This window comes from Amycolatopsis arida, assembly GCF_900115565.1.
GTDB classification, from domain to species: Bacteria; Actinomycetota; Actinomycetes; order Mycobacteriales; family Pseudonocardiaceae; genus Yuhushiella; species Yuhushiella arida.
Map to the genome: position 1 here is coordinate 549,550 of NZ_FOWW01000001.1, position 20,794 is coordinate 570,343.

A 20,794-nucleotide genomic window follows, 5' to 3' on the forward strand; every position below is an offset into this window, starting at 1 on the left:
TCCCTTCCGCTGCGTCCCGTCCGGAAGCATCCTGCCCGCTGGAAGGGCGGCACTCAAGCCGCTGTCTACATCGGACGTCGGTGGCGCGGGTCACCCCCGCTCGGCGTCCGCGGCCGGCGCGCTCTCCGCGGCCCGCGCCTCGTAGCCGGCCCGCGCGCTGGAGTGCGCGGCGGAGAGCAGGATCTGGTCGCCGCCGAGGGTGTGGGCGACCCACTCGCCGGCCGAGCGCGGCAGCAACCGGACGATCCGCTCCATCACGCTGAGTGTCGCGGGCACGAACACGTCGAACCTCGGCCGGCGCAGGACGTCGACGATGGCCGCGGCCACCTCCTCGGGGAGCACCGACTTGATCAGCTTGGCCTCGCCGATGCCGGCGGCCAGCTCGGTGCGCACCACGGCGGGCATCACGCAGGAGACCTCGACGCCGGTGCCGCGCAGCTCCAGCCGCACGGACTCGGACAGCCCCACCACCCCGTGCTTCGTGGCGCAGTAGGTGGCCCCGCCGGGGAAGCCCGCCCTGCCGGCCATCGACGCGACGTTGACGATGTGCCCGGTGCCCCGCGGCCGCATCCGCCGGACCGCCTCGCGGGTGCCGTGGATCACGGCGTGCAGGTTGATCTCCAGCTGCCGCCGGGTCTTGGCGTCGTCCTCCTCCTCGAGGGTGCCGAGCGGCATGATGCCGGCGTTGTTGATCAGCACGTCGATCGGCCCACGGCGGCGCTCCACCTCGTCGAGGAACGCGGTGAAGCCGGCGATGTCGGTGACGTCGAGTGGCAGGGCGAGGGTGTCGCCGCCGACCTCGGCCGCGGTCTTCTCCGCCAGCACCTGGTCCAGGTCGCCGATCACCACCTTGGCACCCGCGCGGACCAGGGCCGCGGCGGTCCTCGCCCCGATGCCCTGTGCCCCACCGGTCACCACGACCACCAGCTCGCGCAGCGAGCGCCGTTGCCGTCCCATTCCCCGGCTCCCTTCACCGTCGCACTGTTGGCAGTGTGCCAACTGGTTCATGATGACGCGGAACCGGCGCCGGCACCAGACCCCGCCAGGGGGGGGTCTCGGTGAACTCTGTCAATGGGTCGCGGCGGCACCGAGCTCCAGGGCCAGCACGCCGCCGATGACCAGCACGATGCCACCCACCTGCACCAGCGTCATCCGATCCCCGAGCGCGACCACGCCGATCACCGCGACCAGCGCGACCCCGACCGCCGCCCAGATCCCGTACGCGACGCCGATCGTCATCCCGCGCTCCAGGGCGAACGACAGCAGCACGTACGCGCCGAGCACGCCCACCACGGCCACCGCGGACGGCACCACCTTGCTGAACCCCGTTACCTTTTTCGTAGCTCCTGATCAAGGAGTCGTGGTCGCCAGGTCCGGCATGACTGATGCCCCCAGTCGCACGCATGATCCGGGGGGTGGTGTCACCGGACCTGGTGGCATCGCCGGACCGCTGATAGGGACACGGCCGCCCGCCGGGCAGGTCTCGTCGTAACGTGGTTGCCGGCCGTCGATGCCTGACCGGTGACCACCCGCGACGGACGAACGGCATGACAGATGACCAGCGGTTACCAGGTGTTTCTCGGCCTGGATGTCGGCAAGGGTGAGCACCACGCCGTCGGCCTGGACCCTGCCGGGAAGCGGCTACACGACGGGCCGCTGCCCAACAGCGAGCCGAAGCTGCGAGCGCTGTTCGACAAACTTGCCGCGCACGGCCCCCTGCTGGTGGTGGTCGATCAACCGGCCACGATCGGCGCGCTGCCGGTCGCGGTGGCCCGCGCGGCAGGCCACCGGGTGGCGTACCTGCCCGGCCTGGCCATGCGTCGCATCGCCGACCTCTATCCGGGCCGGGCGAAAACCGATGCCCGGGACGCATTCGTCATCGCCGACGCGGCGCGCTCGCTGCCGCACACGCTGCGCCCGGTGGACGTCGGCGACGACGCCCTGGCCGAGCTGGACGTGCTGGTCGGCTTCGACGACGACCTCGCCGGCGAAGCCACCCGGATCGCCAACCGCATCCGCGGCCTGCTCACCGGCGTCCACCCCGCCCTGGAACGCGCCATCGGCCCGAAGATCAGTCACCCGGCAGTGCTGGAGATCCTGTCCCGATGCGGCGGCCCGACCGGCATCCGCGCCGCCGGTCGCCGCAAGCTGACCACGATCGCCACCGCACACGCACCGAGGATGGGGGACAAACTGGTCGCGGCGATCCTGGCCGCCCTGGAGGAGCAGACCGTCGTCGTCCCGGGAACGACTGCGGCGAACACCGTGCTGCCCCGCCTGGCCGACAGCCTGAAAACCGTCCTCCTGCAACGCAAACAGGTCGCCGCCGAGGTCGAAGGGATACTCGATGCACACCCTCTCGCCGGGGTCCTGACCTCGATGCCCGGCATCGGCGTCAGGACCGCAGCCCGCATCCTGCTGGAGATCGGCGACGCCACGGGCTTCAAGACCTCCGGTCACCTGGCCGCCTACGCCGGCATCGCCCCGGTCACCCGCAGTTCAGGCTCCTCGATCAAGGGCGAACACCCGGCCCCGCACCGGCAACCGCAAACTCAAACGGGCGTTCTTCCTCGCAGCGTTCGCCGCCTTGTCCGACCCAACCAGCAGAGCCTACTACCAGCGAAAACGTGACCAGGGGAAGAAGCACAACGCCGCACTGATCTGCCTGGCCCGGCGCCGCTGCGACGTCCTGTTCGCCATGCTCCGCAACAAGACTCACTACCGCCACCCCGAGACCACACCCGCCCCGGTTGCGGCTTGACAACCACATAGGGACACCCCCCGAGAAGCGGGTGGCCATCGCCCCGATCAACTCGGAGAGGATCGCGCCCACCAAGAAGACGTAGGCCACGGCCACCTCCTGGCACAACATTTGTTCAACTAGTTGGAGTGTAGCTAGAAGTTGAACTGATGTCCAACTAGTCGCGAGTGCTCAGCCGGCCCGCAGCGCGCGGCGCAGCACGGCCAGGATCTCGCCCTCGGTCAGCTCGACCTCCCCCAGCAGAAGCTGGGTACACATCCCGTCGGCCGCCGCGACCACCTCGCGCACCGCCAGCTCGTCCGCGGTCAGCCCGCGGGCGACCCCGGCCACCATGTCGCGCCACCGGCGGGCCACCGGCCGCAGCGCGGGCCGCCGCGCCGCCAGCAGGTTCAGCTCGCGCTCGGCCAGCGCCCGGGTCCTCCCCGACCCCGCCGACATGGCGATCAGTCGAGTGACCGCCGTCAGCTCGTCGCAGCCGCTCGCGACGAGCTGGCGCAGCTGCCGGTCGTAGTCCTCCGCCGCCGCCGACAGCGCGGCCACCAGCAGGTCGTCCAAGGTCGCGAAGTAGTAGGACGCCGACCCGGTGGACACCCCGGCCTCCGCCGCGACCGACCGGTGGGTCACGCTGGCCACACCGTCGCGCTCCACCACGCGCAGCGTCGCCGCGATGATCGCCGCGCGCTTGCGCTCGCCGCGCACCCGCCGCCCGTCCGCCGACGCCGTGCCGCTGACCACGTCCATGAGAGCCTCCGACCGGCCAGGATAGCCGCGGCTCGACCGGGAAACCCCTGCGGTGGCCGTTCGGAACGGACTCAGCATGTTGGTGGTACGTATTCGACCGTTCCCGGAGCGATCTCATTTCCCGAATTCAGCACCGGCAAACGCGCGAACGGCGTATCGACCCCGGCACGCCGAGCCACTAATCTGGCCCACTTCCACCTTCTGTGTGACAAAGGCAGGGATTCTTCGTGCCGAGACGCTTGCCACGTTTGTTCGCCGCTGCCCTGCTCGCGCCCGCTCTCGCCGCCTGCTCCCTGCTCGGCGACACCACCGCCCGCGAACCCGCACCGGCCGGCGGTGCCGTGGAGAAACCCGCGCTGCGGGTGGCCGTGTTGCCGTCGGTCGAGGTCGCTCCGCTGCATCTCGCGATCGAGGAAGGCTATTTCCGCGACGAGGGAATCAGCTCCGTCGAGGTGATCACCGTCGCCAGTGGTCAGGCCAGTACGGCGGGCCTCATTGGTGGGGACTACGATCTCGCGTACTCCAGTTACGTGCCGGTGATCCTCGCGCAGGCCAGGGGTGCGGCGGATCTGCGGATCGTGACCGACAACTCCGGCGCCGCGCCGAACACCGCCATGCTCGTCACCAGCGCCACGAGCCGGGTGCGGCAGGTCACGGACCTGACGGGTGCGACGATCGCCGTGCCCGCCGTCAACACCCTGGCGGACCTGATGGTCAAGTCCGTCCTCAACACCCAGGGCGTGGACGTCGGCTCCGTCCAGTGGGTTCCGATGAGCTTCGCGGACATGCCGTCGGCCCTGGAACGCGGGGACATCACCGCGGCGATGATGGTCGAGCCGTTCATCACCCAGGCCGTCACCGCCAGCGGCGCCACCCCGCTGGCCGACCTCGCCACCGGCCCCACGGCGGACCTGCCGTTCACCGCCTATGCCGCCACCACCCGGTGGGTCACGGCCAACCCCGCGACGGTGCGCGCGTGGCAGCGGACCATGATTCGCGCGACCCGGGCCGCCTCGGACCGCTCCGCGGTCGAACGGGTCGTCGTCGAGTCCGCCAAGGTCGACCCGGACATCGTCGCGCTGATCGCGATGCCCCAGTTCCGCGCCACCCTCGACACGACCCGCATCCAGCGAGTGGCGGACCTGATGCACCAGTTCGGCATCCTGGAGGAGCGGTTCGACGTCGCGCCGATGCTGCTGCCGCCACCATCGTCCTGAAGGCTTGCCAGGCCGAAACTCGGTCGAGCCTCGGACGAGCCTCGGTCGAGCCGCTGCTCGAGGACCTGGCCGGACCGGCCATGGTCGTCGAACGCCACCGTCGGGCGGAACCCCTGCCGGACGTGCTGCCGCACGAGATCTCCGCACCGCCGGCCCAGCGGTCCACCCGCGGCGACCGGGTTCCGCACCGGCGTGCCTCCGCCCGCGCGTCGTCGAACAGCACCCCGCCGATCCCGCGCCGCCGTGCGCTCGGGAAGTGATCAGCGGGCCGACGTGGAGCTGCCGCTCGGGCACGGCCGGCACGTACTCCGGCCGCTCGCCCGCCTGGAGGGCCCCGGCGGGCACGCCGTCGTGCTCGGCCATCCGGAAGCCGCGGTGCGCGACCAGCCCGCGCACCCGTGCCACCCGCCGCGAGTCGGCCCGCGCAGCAGAGCACCACTCTCGGCCCCACAGTGGCCCAGTCCAGCCCGGTCCAGCCCAGCTCGGCGAACCGGACAGCCCAGGCCGGGTCGTAGTCGACGATCCGGAACCGGTTGTCCACATCACCCATTAGTTGTCCACAGATTTCCACGACGCCGTTCCAGCGCCACGAACAGCGATAAGCTGAAAATCGGGGGTCCCCAAGGCTTTTGGGCCCGGCATGCCACCACTGTCCTTTGTGGTCTTTCTGAGGTTCACCTGTTCGTGTCGAACAAATGTTCGATATTCGGCGGTAGACTCCAAGCATGTCCGAGAGCGCGATGGCCACGACACCCCCGCCATCCGAGGTGTGGCGGTGGGGTGACGAGCAGCTGGCCTCCGCGGCGCTGGCCAGCGAGGCCGTCCTGCGCCGGGAGTATGCGTGGATGGTCGCGTTGGTGGCCGAGGCCGAGCGGCGGGACCTGGGACGGCGGCTCGGGTATGCCGGCACCACCGGGTGGATGCGGGAGGAACTACGGCTCTCGGCGCGGGAGATCCGCACCCGGCTCGGCCTGGCCGCGGCCACCCGCCCCGAGCAGAGCCTGACCGGGCCGCCGCGCCCGGCCCGGCTGGCCGCCACCGGCACCGCACTCGCCACCGCCGAGATCAGCGCGGAGCACGCCCGGGTCATCGCCGAGACCTTCGACCGCCGCCCCAGCCACGTCACCGACGAGGCGCGGTCCGCCGACGAACGCACCCTGCTGGAGCTGGCCGCCCAGGCCACCCCGGACGTGGTGCGCGTCGCCGCCCGACGGCTGATCACCTACTGGGAGGCCGACGGCCGCCCACCCGAGGACGAGGAGCTGGCGGCGCCGCGGCGGGAGTTCGCCTACCACCACACCCGACCCGGGGAGATGCGCTTCCACGGCCTGCTCGACCCCGAAACCGCCGCCACCCTCGAAGGACTGTTCGGCCCCCTGGCCAAACCCCAACCCACCGCGGACGGCAGCCGCGACGGGCGCGGCCGGGAGGCCCGCCAAGGGGACGCGCTGGCCGAGATCATCGACTGCGCCGCCCGCACCGACGACCTCACCGTCCAGGGCGGCGAACGCGCCGTCCTCACCACCACCCTCAGCCTCACCGACCTCGAACACCGCACCCGCCAAGCCCTCCTCACCCCGCCAGAACAAGCCCGCACCTCCCACCCAGCCATCGCGGCGAGGCCGCCCGAACCAGACGACCCGGGCGGCCCGTCCACCTGGCACCGGCGAACCGCACCGGCGGAAACACCGATGGCAACACCACCCACGGCAGCCACACCGCGGTCCACTGGCCCAGTCAGCGAGGCTGAACCGTCCCAGCCATCCCACGAACCCGCGCCGTTCCAGCCGACCGGCGAGCCGGGCTCGCCCCGACCAGCCAGCAGGCTGGGGTCGCCCCACCCTGCTGCCCAGCCAGCGCCGTTCCAACCGGCCACTGAACCGGCGCCGTTCCAATCGGCCGGCAAGCCGATGCCGACCCGCACAGCCAGTAAACCGACGCCCTTCCGACCGGCCGGCGAGTCAGCACCCTGCCATCCACCCAGCGGGCCGGGGCCGTGCCGCCCCGCCGATCAGGCCGAACCGACCCACCCGGCCGGCGAACCGGAGCAGCACCGCCCAACCAGCAGATTGGCGCCACCCCGATCACCCCACGAACCTGGGCCATCCCACCCAACCGCCGACCCGGTGCCATTCCCATCGCCCGACGAGCCGGAACCGTCCCGGACGATCGGTGGCCCGCAGGCATGCAGCCAGCCGGCAGCCGGGACCTGTCCCGACCACCCGGGCCGCGTCGTCCCCGGCCTGCTCGGGGTGGCCAGCCTGGACCAGCTCCGCCGGCTGGCCTGCGAAGCCGCCGTGGTCCCCGCGATCTACGGCCAGCGCGGCGAACCGCTCTACCTCGGCCGCACCACCCGGCACGCCACCACCGCCCAACGCCGCGCCCTCGCCCTACGGGATCGAGGGTGCGCGTTTCCGGGCTGCACCCGGACTCCGAAATGGACTGTTCCGCATCACCTTCGCCCGTGGGCGCACGGCGGGACCACCGACATCGACAACCTCGTCCTGCTCTGCGCCGCTCATCACCGCGTCATCCACCACACTCGCTGGGAGGTACGTATCGACCCGAGCAGTCCACACCCCGAGTTCCTCCCCCGGCACGGCTCGACCCCCACCGCACACCATTACGTAACACCGCCCACCACACCGCCAGCGCCGTCCGAGCCACGGCCACTGAGAAGACCACCAACACCCGGCCAGCGCACTCCTGCCTCAACCCCTGGCGCCACGCCCGAGGAAGTCCCACCCCGCACGGCGTCCCCGCGCCGAGGGTGCGTTGAGCGGGACCGGTCACGGCCCACAGCCCCCTCCGGAATGCCAGGGCGAGGGTTCACGGGGCGGTGAGGACGACGGGGCCGTCGGCCGTGATGGCCACGGTGTGCTCGGCGTGCGCGGCGCGGCTGCCGTCGGCGGTGTGCACGGTCCAGCCGTCCGCGCCGAACCGGTAGCCGTCGCCACCGCCGGCGACCAGCATCGGCTCGATGGCCAGCACCAGTCCCGGCCGCAGCCGGTGCCCGCGGCCCGGTCGGCCCTCGTTGGGCACCCCCGGCGGCTCGTGCATCGCCCGCCCGACGCCGTGCCCGCCGTGGTGGGCCACCAGCCCGTAACCGGCGGGGCGGGCCACCGCGCCGATGGCGTGCCCGATGTCGCCCATCCGCCCGCCGGGCCGGGCGGCGGCGATCCCGGCGGCGAGGGCCCGCTCGGTGGTCTCGATCAGCGCGAGGTCGGCCGGATCGGCCTCCCCCACCACGAAGCTCACCGCCGCGTCCCCGTGCCAACCGTCCACCTCGGCCCCGAAGTCGATGCCGAGCAGGTCCCCGTTCCGCAGCCGATAGCCGGTGGGGATGCCGTGCACCACCGCATCGTTCACGCTGGTGCACAGCACGGCGGGGAACGGGGTGGGCGCGAACCGCGGGTGGTAGTGCAGGAACGACGACTTCGCCCCCGCGTCGCGCAGCACGCCGGCGGCCACCTCGTCCAGCTCGCGCAGCGAGACGCCGACCGCCGCGGCCGCCCTGACCTCCCGCAACGCGGTCGCGACGACCCGGCCCGCGACCCGCATGGCGGCCAACTCCGGCTCGGTCTTCAGCTCGATCACATCTCCTCCTGGGATAGTTATACCGGTATAACTATCACAAGCGTGGCCGCTGGGTAAACTCGCTGGCGTCCCTCCGGCACGACGCCATACGGTCCGGCGCGTGACCTTGCCCCTGGTCGAGACCGAGGAGCAGTACGACGCCATCACCGAGGAGCGGCTGCGTCCCGCGGTGACCGCCCTGTGCCGCCGCCTCGGCCACGCCGACCGCCCGGTGGACCGGTTCGCCGACGGATCGCTGCCGGTGTACGCGATCGGCGACGAGTTGGTGCTGAAGCTGTACTCGCCGGTCGACGCCGGCGAGGCCGTCACCGAGACCACCGTGCTGCGGGCGTTGGACGGCCGGCTGCCGGTCCCGACGCCGGGAGTCGTGGACACCGGCGAGGCCGACGGCTGGCGGTACGTGCTGATGCGGCGGCTGACCGGGCGACCGCTGCCGGAGGCGTGGCCGGAGCTGTCCCCCGCCGACCGCACCACGCTGGCCCGGCAGCTGGGCGAGGCGCTCGCCGCGCTGCACGCGGTGCGCGATCCCGCGCTCGCCGGGCTGGAGCCACGGGACTGGCCGGCGTTCGTCGCCGCTCAGCGGGCCACCGCCGTGGAGCGGCAGCGCCGCGCCGGCCTCGACGCGGGCTGGCTGGCCCAGATAACGTCCTTTCTGGACACTGTCGACCTGGTACCGGGCCCGCCGGCACTGCTGCACACCGAGGTGATGCGCGAGCACCTGCTGGTGACACGGGAGCCGAACGGCTGGCGGTTGAGCGGGTTGTTCGACTTCGAGCCGGCCATGCCTGGCGCGCCGGAGTACGAGTTCGCCGCCGTCGGGCTGTTCTTCTCCCGCGGTGACGCGGCGGTGCTGCGGGAGGTGCTGCGCGCCTACGGCTACCTCGACGCCGACCTCGACGAGGCGCTGTCCCGCCGGCTGCTGGCGTACACGCTGCTGCACCGCTACGCCAACCTGTCCTGGTACCTGCGCGAGCTGCCCGCACCACGGGAACCAACCCTGAACGCACTGGCCACGACCTGGTTCGGGGTTCAGTAGCGCGGCGACACCACCGCCCCGGCTCGCCGGGCCGGTGAGGTCGGGCGCGGGAACCACTCGGTGTCCAGCAGCTGGTCGCGCACCGCGGCGGGCAGCGCGGTGAACCGGGCCCGACCCCGCGCCGCGCGCGGTCTCCGACTCGTGCGCGAGCAGCGCCGCCCACTTGCGCTCCCGCCACGGCCGCACGTCGACTCGTACGGCCACCTCCTCGTCCGGCACGCCGGCCGCGCCCGGCCCGGCCGCCGGTGGCGGGCCGTCGAACGGCGCGCCCCAGATCCGCTCGACCAGCGAGCGGCGGAGCTCGTCGACCCGCCGGTCGCCCTCCTACCAGGTGCAGGTCACCACGCCGGTGCGCGCGCCCTCCTCGTGTCGGCGGGCCAGTACTCCGCCGGTGAACAGTGCCTCGTCGTCGGGATGGGCGTGCCCGCACAGCAGGCTCGGTGGGGGCGCCATGCCCGGCGGAGGCGGCGGCCCGCGTTCGGCTTGCGCTCGCGGAACTCAGCCGGAGGGCAGGCGCGGCACCGGTGCCCGGCGCACCGGTGCCGCGCGTGCTCGGTCCCAGCCGGCTCAGAAGCCGGCGGTGATCCTGGTGAACTCCCAGTCGGCCTGGGCGATGCCGCTGCAGTGCGACGTGACGCCGCCGCCGGGGCAGCCCCGGTCCCGGTTGACCGACCAGAACGACAGCCGGGCCAGCCCCCTGGCCCTCGCCCAGTCCCGGATCTGCGTCCAGGTCGCCGGGCTGGTCACCTCCCGCTGGTCGGAAAGGCCGTTCATCCCGGAGATCCCCATGTGCGCGTAGGCGGTGGCGGCGGACCATCCGAACACGGACATCAACTTGGTCCTCAGCCCCTCCGCCGCGGAGACCGTGCCGCGGTACATGTCCGCCCCGCCACCGAAGTTGAACGGCATGATGGTGAACACGTCGATGTCGGCTCCCAGGTCACGGGCCCGCTCGATCAGCCGGTTGCCCCAGTAGTTCGGGCCGGAGGTCGTGGTGCCGAACGTGACGATCGTCCGGATCCCGGGGTTGTTCCGCTCGACGATCGCGAGCGCGCGGAGGATGCGGTCCTGCACGGCCGGGTTCTCGAACTCGTCGGTGTTCTCGATGTCGATGTCGATCGCCGTGAGTCGGTAGGCGTCGATCACCCGCTGGTAGGCGCCGGCGAGCGCCTCCGGTGTCGAGCAGTTCGGGCCGAGCTTGTTGCCGCTCCAGCCGCCGATCGACGGCACGATGTCGCCGCCGGCCGCGCGGATCTCGGCGATCGCCCTGGCGTCGACGCCGCCCTGCAGCGGCCGGGTGCCGTCCCACGCCGGCGTGCACCCGCCGCCGGAGAGCACGAACGCCATGGTGAACCAGCGGACGCCGGTCGCGCGCATGACGGTGGCCGGAGCGGGCGGGTTGCCCCAGCCGAGGTAGAGGTACGGCGCACCGCGCCCCACGGCGGCGGCCCCGGCCTCGGGAGCTCCGCCGGCGACCCAGCCCGCCGGCTCGGCGCCGCCGGGCACCCTGCCGGTCGCGGGTCCGGCGGCGAGGCCGAGCACGGCCGCGGTGATCGTCGGGATGAGGGCGAAACGGTGCCATCGGTTCCGTGGCATGGGTGTCCTCGCAGGGTTGCAGGGATGCGGACCGGGTGGGCGGCACACCCAACCCCAGTGTGGTCTAGACCACATGTCCTCCGCAAGGGCCGACGGCGGGCACCAGATCGATCAGTCGAAGGGCAGCCACGCTCGCTCGGTCAGGTCACCGAGCGAGGCGACGCCGAGACCGGCGAAGGAGACGGTCCACAGCTCGTTCCCGACGACCAGGGCGCGGCGAACCGACGCGTCCACCGCCGTGCCGGCCGGATGCCGCACGGTGCCCACCTCGGCCAGACTCGCGCCGGACTGCCGCAGCACCAGCGCTTCACCGACGACGGCCACCTCGCGCCCGGTCACCGGACCGCTCGTCGGCAGCACCAGCAGCCCGCTGGGCGGCCAGTGCAGGAACGCGTGCGGGTCCGACTCGACCTCCGAGTACGCCCCCGGCACGTGGTGCCGCGCCACCCGCCGCGGCCGCGCCGGGTCGGACACGTCGAACAGTGACACCTGGAGCCCCAGCCGCCGGCCGTCGAGGTCGGCCTCCTGCCCCACCCCGACCAGGCGCCCGTTGCCGACGTCGTGCAGGTAGGCCGAGTACCCGGTGATCTTCAGCTCCCCCACCACGGCCGGTGCCGCGGGGTCGCGCAGGTCGAGGGTGTAGAGCGGATCGGTCTCCCGGAACGTCACCACGTACCCGACCGGACCGAGGAACCGCACGGCGTGGATCCGCTCACCCCGACCCAGCCCGCCCACCGAGCCCACCTCGACCAGCTCGGACTCCCGCCGGGCCAGCACGGTGACCGCGCTCGCGGACGCGGCCCGCTCACCCCGGTCGGTGGTCGTCGCCACCCGCAGGTGCCCGGCGTGCTCGGACAGCGCGTACTGGTTCAGCAGCCAGCCGTCGACCGCGCCGGAGGCCACGTACCGCGGCGGGCCCGGCACCAGCATGTCGAACCGGTGCACCTCGGTCCGGTCGGCCCCGGACCGGTTCGCCACGTACAGCGTCTCCGCCGTCGCGTACACGGTGTCCCCGTCGGCCACGATCGACACCGGGTCGCCGGTGCCGAGCTCCCCGGCCAGGTCGACGGTCAGCACGGTGAGCAGCGAGGCCCCGCTGTACTCGGCCGGCCGGCTCACCCGCGCGCAGTCCACCAGTCGCCCCTCCCGCCGGGTCGACCCCGCGGTGAGCTCGTAGCGCGGCAGCCAGTCGTCGATCGTCGCCGCGGCCACCGCGGACTCGTTGTGCCGCAACGCCTTCCCCAGCGACCCCGCGTCGTTCGGGTAGCTGAACGGCAGGCGAGGCGCCGACCGCACCACCACGCGCGCCCTGCCGTCGACCAGCCGGGCGTCGACGAAGGTGCCGGCCACCGACAGTGTGCCGAGCACCCGTGCCGGGCCGGCGAGGTCGACCAGCATCAGCCGGGTCCCGCCCTCCGGAGGGGCGAAGCCGGGGTCGGCCTCCGGCATCCCACCGGGATCGGAGCCGGGCTCGACACCGGTGATGCCCGGCCCCGGCCGCGGCACCGGTGCCGGCAGCGGCTCCGGCATGGGCATCGGCGACATGTCCGAAGCCAGCACCAGCGCGCGGTCGCCGTGCAGCAGCAGGCCCTCCGGCGCGTCCCCCGGAATCTCCACTGTGGACGTGATTTCGCGGGAGGCGACATCGGCGACCCGCAGCCGGCCGTCGACCACCGTCACCACCCTGCGGCCGTCGGTCCGCGCCAGGTCGGGCTCACCGACCCCGGCCTCGTGCGTGTTGGTGCCGGAGTGCTCCCGGGCCGGAGCGGCCGGGGCAGCGGCCGTGCCCTCCCCCGTGCCCTCCCCCGTGCCCTCCGCCGACAACCGGCCGTCGGCCACCGCCGGGCCGTTCCCGGCGAACCCGCCGACCGACCCGCGGTCGAACCCGTACGGTCCCACCCGCGACAGGGCCGCCTTGCGCAGCTCCGCCAGCGCCTGATCGCAGGAGTCGAACGCCACCAGCCCCGGCGTCGCGGCCGCGGTCCCGGCACCCCCGAACGGCACCGGGAGCACCCCCGAGCTGACACAGCCGACGAGCACGGCGGCGGCGAGCACGGCCCACCGCGGCCGGAGGAGGTCGCGCTTCATACCGGACAGGACGGGGCCGACCACCCGGTCGGTTGCACCGACGCCCGAGCGGATCCGCCGTGGACGTGGCGTGACCTGGATCACCGGACGCTCGAGCCGCGCTCGGGAAGCCTCGTGGGCACGGCGCCGGGACGGCGGGATCGGCTAGGCTGCGTCCGGAGTCTGATCAGCACGACAAGCGTTCGGGAGGCGTGCTCCATGGTCGTCGGTCCCCACGGCGGGCAGCATCCGTTCACGACGTACATGACGTCGCTGACCTCGTCGTTCACCGAGCTGCTCGCCACCCATCACCCCGACGCGCTGCCCTGGGCCAGGGTGCCCGACGCGAAGCTCGCCGGGCAGACGCCGCACGGCACGACGATCGTGGCGCTGCGCTTCGACGGCGGCGTGCTGATGGCCGGCGACCGGCAGATCACCAGCGGGACCACGATCAGCTACCGGTACGCGCAGAAGGTCTTCGTCGCCGACGAGTACTCCTGCGTCGGCGTCGCCGGCAGCGCGTCGCTGGCCTTCGAGATGGCCCGCCTCTTCCGCCTCGAGCTGCTGCACTACGAGAAGATCGAGGGCCGCACGCTGTCGCTGCAGGGCAAGGCGAACAAGCTCAGCTCGATGGTCCGCGGCAACCTCGACATGGCCACCCAGGGCCTGGTGGTCGTGCCGATCTACGCCGGCTACGACCAGTTCGCCGACGTCGGCCGGATCTTCAGCTACGACCCGATCGGCGGGGTCAGCGAGGAGCACGACGGCTACCACTCGATCGGCTCCGGCTCGACCTTCGCGCTGGGCAGCCTCAAGAAGCTGCACCGCTCCACCCTCGGCGAGCGGGACGCCATCACGGTCGCCATGGAGGCGCTCTACGACGCCGCGGAGGGCGACGTGGCCACCATGGGCCCGGACCTGGCTCGCGACGTCTACCCCGTGGTGCACGTGGTGACCGCCGACGGCGACCGGGAGCTGCCCGACGACGAGGTCGGCCCGATCGCCCGCGAGGTCGTGCAGCGGCGGATGGGCGCACCGGACGGGCCGAAGGTCGACATGAGCCGGGAGCAGTCGAGCTGACCGAACACGGGCCGTGCTCGGGCGAGCACGAGCGGTGGCCTTGATCAGCGCCCGCCGGGCAGTGCCCGGCGCAGCACCTCGGCGAGGTGCACCGCGTGGCGGTCCGACTCCTGCTCGATCTGGGTGCGGCAGCTGAAGCCGTCGGAGATGACGAGGGTGTCGGCGGGCGTGTCGCGCAGCGCCGGCAGCAGCCGGTCCTCCGCGCAGGCCACCGACACCGCGTAGTGCCCGCGCTCGAACCCGAAGTTGCCGGCGAGCCCGCAGCACCCCGTGTCCAAGGTGGAGTTGCGTACTCCGGCGGCGGCGAGCACCCGCTCGTCGGCGGCGAAGCCGAGCACGGCGTGCTGGTGGCAGTGCACCTGGCTCACCGCGTCGACGTCCAGCGCGCGCCACGGCACGTCCGCGCCGGCCACCAGCTCCGCGAGCGTGCGGGTGCGCTCGGCCAGCAGCGCGCCGGTGGCGTCGCCGGGCAGCAGGTGGCCGAGGTCGCCGCGGAACAGCGCCGCGCAGCTGGGCTCCAGCCCGGCCACCTGGTACCCGGCGGCCAGGTACGGCCGCAGCACGTCGAGCGTGCGGCGCAGCACCCCGCGGGCGATCCCGAGCTGCCCGGTGGACACCCAGGTCAGCCCGCAGCAGACGCCGCGCGCCGGCAGCACCACCTGGTAGCCGGCGGCGGTGAGCACCTCGACGGCCGCGTCGAGCACCCCGGGGGTGAAGTAGTTGTTGAACGAGTCGGGCCACAGCAGCACCGGCCGCCGCGCCGCCGGGTCGGGCGGGCGGCGCAGGTCGCGGCGGGCCCGGGTGAACGGCACCGGCGCGAACGGTGGCAGCGCGCGCTCCGGCGCGATCCCGCCGAGCCGCTTGAGCACCGCCGCCGCCCGCGGCCGCCGGGTGACGCCGGTGGCCAGCCGGGGCGCGAGCCCGACCGCACGCAACCACAGCGGAAGCCAGCCCAGCGAGTAGTGCGTCACCGGGCGGAGCCGGCCGCGGTAGTGCTGGTGGTAGAACTCCGCCTTGTAGGTCGCCATGTCGACATCCACCGGACAGTCGGACAGGCAGCCCTTGCAGGACAGGCACAGGTCCAGCGCCTCGCGCACCTCGGGCGAGCGCCAGCCGCCGGTCACCAGTTCCCCGTCGATCATCTCGGCGAGCAGGTGTGCCCTGCCCCGGGTGGAGTGCCGCTCCTCCCTGGTCGCCCGGTAACTCGGGCACATCACCCCGCCGCCGCTGGTGTTGCGGCACTTGCCGACGCCGACGCAGCGGCGCACGGCGGCGCCGAAGCTGCCCCCGTCGTGCGGGTAGCCGAGCATCGTGGCCCGCTCGATCGCCGGCGGCGCGGGGCGCGGGCGCAGGTCGGCGTCGACCGGCCGGGGGTCGACCAGCACGCCGGGGTTCATCCCGTTGTCCGGGTCGAAGATCCCCTTGAACCGGCGGAAGGCCGCCAGCACCCGCGGCGAGTACATCCGGGGCAGCAGCTCCGAGCGGGCCTGGCCGTCGCCGTGCTCGCCGGACAGCGACCCGCCGTGCGCGGCGACGAGGTCGGCGGCCTCCTCGAGAAAGACACGGAAAGCGCGGACCCCACGCGCGGAGAGCAGGTCGAAGTCCAGCCGCATGTGCAGGCAGCCCTCGCCGTAGTGCCCGTAGACCACGCTGCGCCGGCCGTGCCGGCGCATCAGGTCCTTGAACTCGCGCAGGTAGGCGCCCAGCCGCTCGGGCGGGACGGCGGCGTCCTCCCAGCCGGGCCACGCCTCGGTGCCGTCGGCGAGCCGGGTGGCCAGGCCGGCGCCCTCCTCGCGGATGCGCCACAGCCGGCGCCGCGCGGCCGGGTCGGTGAGCACGGCGTGGCCGGTGCACCGGTCACCGAGCGCGCGGGCCAGCGCGCCCGCCCTCCGCTCGGCCTCGCCCGGCTCGGCGCCGGCCAGCTCGACGAGCAGCCACGCGCCGCCGGGGGGCAGCCCGGCCCGCCGCCCGGGGCCGACCAGCCCCACCAGCTCGGCGTCCAGACCCTCGACGGTGAGCGGGCCGACCGGCAGGATGTCCGGCACCGCGTCGGCGGCGGCGACGTCGTCGGGGAACCCGAGCACGGCCAGCGCCCGGTGCCGGGGCAACTCGGCGAGGTCGAGCACGGCCTCCAGCACGGTCACGCAGGTGCCCTCGCTGCCGACCAGCGCCCTGGCGACGTCGAACCCGCGCTCGGGCAGCAGGTGCTCCAGGCCGTAGCCGGACACCCGGCGTGGCCAGGTGGACAGCTCGGTGCGCAGCACGGCAAGGTCGTCCCGAACCAGGTCGCGCAACTGCCGGTAGATCCGCCCCTCGGTACCCGGCAGCCCGGCCCTGCGGTCCACTTCGGACGGATCGGTGCGGCCGACGGTGAGCACCGTCCCGTCGTAGGTCAGCACGGTCAGCTCGCGGACGGTGTCGGCGGTGCGGCCCCAGGCCACCGAGTGTGAGCCGCACGCGTTGTTGCCGATCATCCCGCCGATCGTGCAGCGGCTGTGCGTGGACGGGTCGGGGCCGTAGCGCAGGCCGTGCGGCGCGGCGAGCGCCTGCAGGTCGTCCAGCACGGTGCCGGGGGCGACCCGGGCGGTGCGCGCCTCGGGGTCCAGTTCGCGCACACCGCCGAGGTACCGCGACGTGTCCAGCACCACGCCGGGGCCGCACGCGTTGCCGGCGATGCTGGTGCCGCCGCCGCGGGCGATCACCGGGACCTCCAGCTCGCGACACACCGCCACCGCGGCGACCACGTCGTCCACCGTGCGCGGCAGCACCACGGCCAGCGGCTCGTGCCGGTAGTTGGAGGCGTCGGTGGTGTAGAGGGCGAGGGTGCCAGGGTCGTTGGCCACCGGGCAGCTCACCCGCCCGGTCAGGGCCCGCCGCAGTGTCTCCCGGATCTGGCGCACCCGGCCATTGTCACCGACGACGTGCCGGTGAGCGGGACGGGCCGCTTGCGCGGGTCGGTCGGCGCGGCGAGGGTGCACACCATGGAGCCCGGTATGGACGCCACAAGCGTGCGCGAGGCGGCCGACCGGCTGCGGCAGGCCTACCGCGGCGGCACCCCGATCCCGCCGTTGATCGAGACGTACCCGGACGCCGACGTCACCGACGCCTACCGCATCCAGCAGGAGCAGGTGCGCCGGTGGACCGCGGACGGCGACGTGGTCAAGGGGCACAAGGTGGGGCTGGCGTCGGCGGCGATGCAGCGGCAGATGGGTGTCGACCAGCCGGACTACGGGCACCTGCTGGCCGGCATGTTCCACCTGGAGCACGCGCCGATCCCAATCGGGGCGTTCCTGCAACCGCGGATCGAGCCGGAGGTCGCGTTCGTGCTCGGCCGGCGGCTGTCCGGGCCCGGGGTGACCGTGGCCGACGCGGTGCGCGCGGTGGAGTTCGTGCTGCCGGCGCTGGAGATCGTGGACTCGCGGATCCGGGACTGGCGGATCTCGATCGTGGACACGATCGCCGACAACGCCTCCTCCGGCGGGGTGGTACTGGGCAGCCGCCCGGTGCCGCTGGGCGCGGTCGACCTGCGGCTGGCCGGGTGCACGCTGCACCGAGGGGGTGAGCTGGTGGCCACCGGGGCCGGCGGCGCGGTGCTCGGCTCGCCGCTGAACGCGCTGGTGTGGCTGGCGAACACGGTCGGGCCACTGGGCATCGACCTCGAGCCGGGTCACGTGGTGCTGCCGGGCTCGATGACCAGGGCGATCCCGGTGCGACCGGGGGACACGGTGGTCACCGCGGTGGCCGGGCTGGGGAGCGTGACGGCGGTGTTCGACCGATGACCGGGGTGCTGGGGCGGATGCCGGAGGGCCCGCTGACCGCTGACCTGCTCGGCGCGCCGGGCGTGGTGCCGGGGCCGGTCACGGTGACCGCGCGCCTGGTGTTCCTGCTGCGGTCGGCGCTGGCCGGGCCGGTGCCGGCACCGGCCGCGCTGGCGGCCGTGGCGGCGGTGCACGGGGCGCTGGTGCTGGACACCGCGGACGGCGCCGCCGGGCCGCGGGTGGTGCTCGGGCCGGTGGGGCGGCCGGTTCGGGAGGTCGACCTGGTGCTGGAGGGCTGCCTGCTGGAGGTGGACGGGCAGGTGGTGGACAGCGCGGCGGCCGCGGCGGCGGAGCCCGGCGTGGCGCTGGCCACGGCGGCGGAGGTCGCCGAAGGCGTGATCGCCGGCGGGCTGGTGGTCACCGGGCCGCTCACCGAGCCGGTCGAGGTGGCGGCGGGCAGCCGGGTCGCGGCGCACTTCGCGACGGTGGGCCCGATCGCCTGCCAGATCGTCCGACCGAACGGTCGGTCGGGTGGCGCGAGTTAATCACCTTACCGAACGGAGTGGTTACACCTGGTCACTCGATCGGAGAGAGTCCGAGACATCCGCCACACGCTGCGGGAGAGTGTCGGTGACCTGCGGTTCAATGGTGGGCGACCAGACCCGGGGAAAGGACCCGGGGGTTGATAGTGGAGGCGGATGTGCCTCAGCAGGCGGAACTGAACCATCGGGAGCGCGCCACCCTGCAGGCGGTGGCGCTGGGCCGCGCCGAGATCACCGGAAGCTGCGAGCCCGACCTGTTCATCGACGGACTGGCGTGCTGTGATCAGACCACCGCGCACCGACTCGCCCGGCAGGGCCTGGTAGCGCCCGCCCGCACCGGCCGCCCCGGCGAGCTCGTGCCCGCCGTCCTCACCAACGCCGGCCGCGCCGCGCTCGGCCGCGAGCTGGCCACCTCGGCCGCCTGAGCCTCGTCCCGCTCGACCGTCCCCGCCGGCTATCCCTCGGCCGGCAGGCCCAGCTTGTCGGCGTCGTAGTCCACGACGATCTGCCCGAACCGGCTCAACACGTCGGAGCCGAGCAGGCCACGCAATTCGGTGCCGGAGCCGGTGTCCGGGAGGTCGATCGTGGCGATCTCAGCCGCGTCCAATGGGATGTCGCCCAGCCGCCACCGGTCCACCCGGACGGTGGTGGCCTGCTGCTGCCCGAGGACTCCGCTGACTGGCCGTTCCCTGCCGGTGGGCGGCAAGCCGAGCTCGCCCGCCAGACCTTCGTCCAGGACGGTCATCGACGCCCCCGTGTCGAGGACGAACAGGTGCGGCCCCGCGTCGCCGATGATGACCGGCACCAGCGCGAGGGTCTGCTCGCCGAGGTCGAGCACCGTGAGGTCCACGCTGCGCCAATCCTCGTCCGGGGTGGTCATCGGCTCCCTCGGCTCCGTCGCGCATCCGGCGAACAGCGCCGCCGCCAGCGCCGCGGCGACGGCTCCGGCCCGGCGTCGTCTCGTCGCGCCCACGCCGATCCTCCTTCCCGGCCGGCCCCGGGTACCCGCACCCGCCGCGCCCTACGCACCGGCGTGCACCAGGGTCAGCGGAAGGCGGGGAGGCCGGTGACCGCCTGGCCGACGGAGAGCGCGTGCATCTCCTCGGTGCCCTCGTAGGTGAGCACCGTCTCCAGGTTGGTCACGTGCCGCATCACCGGGTACTCCAGCGAGATCCCGTTGGCGCCCAGCAACGTGCGGGCGGTCCGCGCGACGTCCAAAGCCGACCGCACGTTCGCCAGCTTGCCGAAGCTCACCTGGTTGTGGTGCAGCCGCCCGGCGTCTTTGAGCCGGCCGAGATGCAGGGCGACCAGGCCGGCCCGGTTGACCTCCACGACCAGGTCGGCGAGTTTGCGCTGGGACAGCTGGAACGCCGCCAACGGCCGACCGAACTGCTCCCGCGACAGCGTGTACTCCAGCGCCGCCTCGTAGCAGGCCCGCGCCGCGCCGACCGCGCCGAAGACAATCCCGAACCGCGCCTCGTTCAGGCACGACAGCGGCCCGCGCAGCCCGCGCACCTCCGGGAAGGCCGCGTCGGCCGGCAACCGCACCCCGTCCAGCACCAGTTCCGCGGTCAGCGACGCGCGCAGCGACAGCTTCCGCTTCACCTCGTTGGCCGTGAAGCCCGGCGTGTCGGTGGGCACCAGGAACCCGCGGATCCCCTCCTCGGTCCGCGCCCACACGACGGCGACGTCGGCCACGGTGCCGTTGGTGATCCACATCTTGGCGCCGTCGAGCACCCAGTCGGACCCGTCGCGGCGCGCCCTGGTCCGCATCGACCCGGGGTCGCTGCCGGCGTCCGACTCGGTCAGCCCGAAGCAGCCCAGCGCCTCCCCGCTCGCCAACCTCGGCAGCCACTCGCGCTTCTGCCCCTCGCTGCCCCACCGGTGGATGGCGAACATCGCCAGCGACCCCTGCACCGACACGAAGCTGCGCAGCCCCGAGTCCACCGCCTCCAGCTCCCGGCAGGCGATCCCGTACGCCACCGCCGACGTGCCGGCGCAGCCGTAGCCGGTGAGGTGCATCCCCAGCACGCCCAACCGGCCGAACCCCTTCGCCAGGTCACGCGCCGGCAGCGCGCCGGACTCGTACCAGTCGGCCACGTTCGGTAGCAGCTCGGCGCGGGCGAAGTCCCGCACGGCGTCACGGATGTCCCGCTCGTCGTCGGTCAGCCCGGCGTCGAGGCCGAGGAAGTCGTGCGGATCGGGGGCAGCGCTCGTTCCCATGGGGGACAGGGTATCCGAGCCGCGACGGGACCCACGTCACACGCGTTTGCGCTGGTCACAACGTTCGGTGTCGGCTATGTTGCGCACACATCGCGCAGTGCCGCGCCGTCAACACCTGCGTGGGATACACCACGCGGCGGGTCCGACCTATCCCGATTACGTGGAATTCACACTAC

16 protein-coding genes and 3 pseudogenes are annotated in these 20,794 nt (G+C 73.4%); 9 read left to right on the plus strand and 10 right to left on the minus strand.

Going from position 1 to position 20,794, the window contains the following annotated elements; translation table 11 throughout:
* Nucleotides 1-90: 90 nt before the first annotated feature.
* Nucleotides 91-957, minus strand: a complete 867-nt coding sequence (locus BM051_RS02630; RefSeq protein ID WP_092527331.1) for an SDR family oxidoreductase — start codon at nucleotides 955-957, stop codon at nucleotides 91-93.
* Between the two features lie 111 nt (nucleotides 958-1,068).
* Nucleotides 1,069-1,326 (minus strand): annotated as a pseudogene (locus tag BM051_RS02635) (DMT family transporter); the annotation flags it as partial.
* A gap of 228 nt (nucleotides 1,327-1,554) precedes the next feature.
* On the opposite strand from BM051_RS02635, the pseudogene BM051_RS02640 reads away from it, so the two are divergent.
* Nucleotides 1,555-2,761 (plus strand): annotated as a pseudogene (locus BM051_RS02640) (IS110 family RNA-guided transposase).
* 171 nt (nucleotides 2,762-2,932) lie between these two features.
* Here the strand turns inward: BM051_RS02640 and BM051_RS02645 are convergent.
* A complete protein-coding gene (locus BM051_RS02645) occupies nucleotides 2,933-3,502 on the minus strand; it encodes a TetR/AcrR family transcriptional regulator (protein WP_092527337.1) in 570 nt (189 codons plus the stop codon).
* Between the two features lie 227 nt (nucleotides 3,503-3,729).
* On the opposite strand from BM051_RS02645, the gene BM051_RS02650 reads away from it, so the two are divergent.
* The 3 genes from BM051_RS02650 to BM051_RS02660 all read left to right on the plus strand — a co-directional run bounded on the left by BM051_RS02650 (nucleotide 3,730) and on the right by BM051_RS02660 (nucleotide 7,562).
* Entirely contained in the window at nucleotides 3,730-4,719 is a 990-nt protein-coding gene (locus BM051_RS02650) for an ABC transporter substrate-binding protein (protein ID WP_092527353.1), read from the plus strand.
* Nucleotides 4,720-4,799: 80 nt separating this feature from the next.
* Nucleotides 4,800-4,979, plus strand: a complete 180-nt coding sequence (locus tag BM051_RS02655) for a hypothetical protein (RefSeq protein WP_092527355.1) — start codon at nucleotides 4,800-4,802, stop codon at nucleotides 4,977-4,979.
* A 465-nt stretch (nucleotides 4,980-5,444) separates the two neighbouring features.
* Nucleotides 5,445-7,562: an HNH endonuclease signature motif containing protein gene (locus BM051_RS02660; RefSeq protein ID WP_092527357.1), complete on the plus strand. Its 2,118-nt coding sequence runs from the start codon at nucleotides 5,445-5,447 to the stop codon at nucleotides 7,560-7,562.
* Here the strand turns inward: BM051_RS02660 and map are convergent.
* A complete protein-coding gene (map, locus tag BM051_RS02665) occupies nucleotides 7,549-8,316 on the minus strand; it encodes a type I methionyl aminopeptidase (RefSeq protein ID WP_092527359.1) in 768 nt (255 codons plus the stop codon). The genes BM051_RS02660 and map overlap by 14 nt on opposite strands.
* 100 nt (nucleotides 8,317-8,416) lie before the next feature.
* Between map and BM051_RS02670 the strand changes: the two genes are divergently transcribed.
* A complete protein-coding gene (locus BM051_RS02670; RefSeq protein WP_092527361.1) occupies nucleotides 8,417-9,352 on the plus strand; it encodes a phosphotransferase family protein in 936 nt (311 codons plus the stop codon).
* A 324-nt stretch (nucleotides 9,353-9,676) separates the two neighbouring features.
* On the opposite strand, the gene BM051_RS29350 is transcribed toward BM051_RS02670, so the two are convergent.
* The 3 genes and pseudogenes from BM051_RS29350 to BM051_RS02685 form a co-directional block, all read right to left on the minus strand.
* Complete coding sequence (locus tag BM051_RS29350) at nucleotides 9,677-9,805, minus strand: PIG-L family deacetylase (protein WP_092527363.1); 129 nt, start codon at nucleotides 9,803-9,805, stop codon at nucleotides 9,677-9,679.
* A 114-nt stretch (nucleotides 9,806-9,919) separates the two neighbouring features.
* Nucleotides 9,920-10,795, minus strand: a pseudogene (locus BM051_RS02680) (chitinase); the annotation flags it as partial.
* Between the two features lie 264 nt (nucleotides 10,796-11,059).
* The gene (locus BM051_RS02685; RefSeq protein WP_092528426.1) at nucleotides 11,060-13,036 is read right to left on the minus strand and encodes a beta-propeller domain-containing protein; all 1,977 of its coding nucleotides are present in this window, start codon (nucleotides 13,034-13,036) and stop codon (nucleotides 11,060-11,062) included.
* Nucleotides 13,037-13,234: 198 nt separating this feature from the next.
* Here BM051_RS02685 and prcB point away from each other — a divergent pair, with 198 nt between their 5' ends.
* Nucleotides 13,235-14,095: a proteasome subunit beta gene (gene prcB / locus BM051_RS02690; RefSeq protein ID WP_092527366.1), complete on the plus strand. Its 861-nt coding sequence runs from the start codon at nucleotides 13,235-13,237 to the stop codon at nucleotides 14,093-14,095.
* A gap of 44 nt (nucleotides 14,096-14,139) precedes the next feature.
* Here the strand turns inward: prcB and BM051_RS02695 are convergent, their stop codons facing one another.
* A complete protein-coding gene (locus tag BM051_RS02695) occupies nucleotides 14,140-16,986 on the minus strand; it encodes an FAD-binding and (Fe-S)-binding domain-containing protein (RefSeq protein WP_424923280.1) in 2,847 nt (948 codons plus the stop codon).
* A gap of 102 nt (nucleotides 16,987-17,088) precedes the next feature.
* Here BM051_RS02695 and BM051_RS02700 point away from each other — a divergent pair, with 102 nt between their 5' ends.
* The 3 genes from BM051_RS02700 (at nucleotide 17,089) to BM051_RS02710 (ending at nucleotide 18,820) form a co-directional block, all read left to right on the plus strand.
* Entirely contained in the window at nucleotides 17,089-17,874 is a 786-nt protein-coding gene (locus BM051_RS02700) for a 2-keto-4-pentenoate hydratase (RefSeq protein WP_092527376.1), read from the plus strand.
* Nucleotides 17,871-18,398, plus strand: a complete 528-nt coding sequence (locus BM051_RS02705) for a hypothetical protein (protein ID WP_092527378.1) — start codon at nucleotides 17,871-17,873, stop codon at nucleotides 18,396-18,398. Before BM051_RS02700 ends, BM051_RS02705 begins: the two co-directional genes overlap by 4 nt.
* 155 nt (nucleotides 18,399-18,553) lie before the next feature.
* A complete protein-coding gene (locus BM051_RS02710; protein WP_092527380.1) occupies nucleotides 18,554-18,820 on the plus strand; it encodes a hypothetical protein in 267 nt (88 codons plus the stop codon).
* A 29-nt stretch (nucleotides 18,821-18,849) separates the two neighbouring features.
* On the opposite strand, the gene BM051_RS02715 is transcribed toward BM051_RS02710, so the two are convergent.
* Together BM051_RS02715 and BM051_RS02720 are read right to left on the minus strand one after the other, a co-directional pair.
* On the minus strand, nucleotides 18,850-19,368 hold the full coding sequence (locus BM051_RS02715; RefSeq protein WP_092527382.1) for a retropepsin-like aspartic protease: 519 nt from the start codon (nucleotides 19,366-19,368) through the stop codon (nucleotides 18,850-18,852).
* Nucleotides 19,369-19,439: 71 nt separating this feature from the next.
* Nucleotides 19,440-20,618: an acyl-CoA dehydrogenase family protein gene (locus BM051_RS02720; protein WP_092527384.1), complete on the minus strand. Its 1,179-nt coding sequence runs from the start codon at nucleotides 20,616-20,618 to the stop codon at nucleotides 19,440-19,442.
* Between the last annotated feature and the right edge of the window lie 176 nt (nucleotides 20,619-20,794).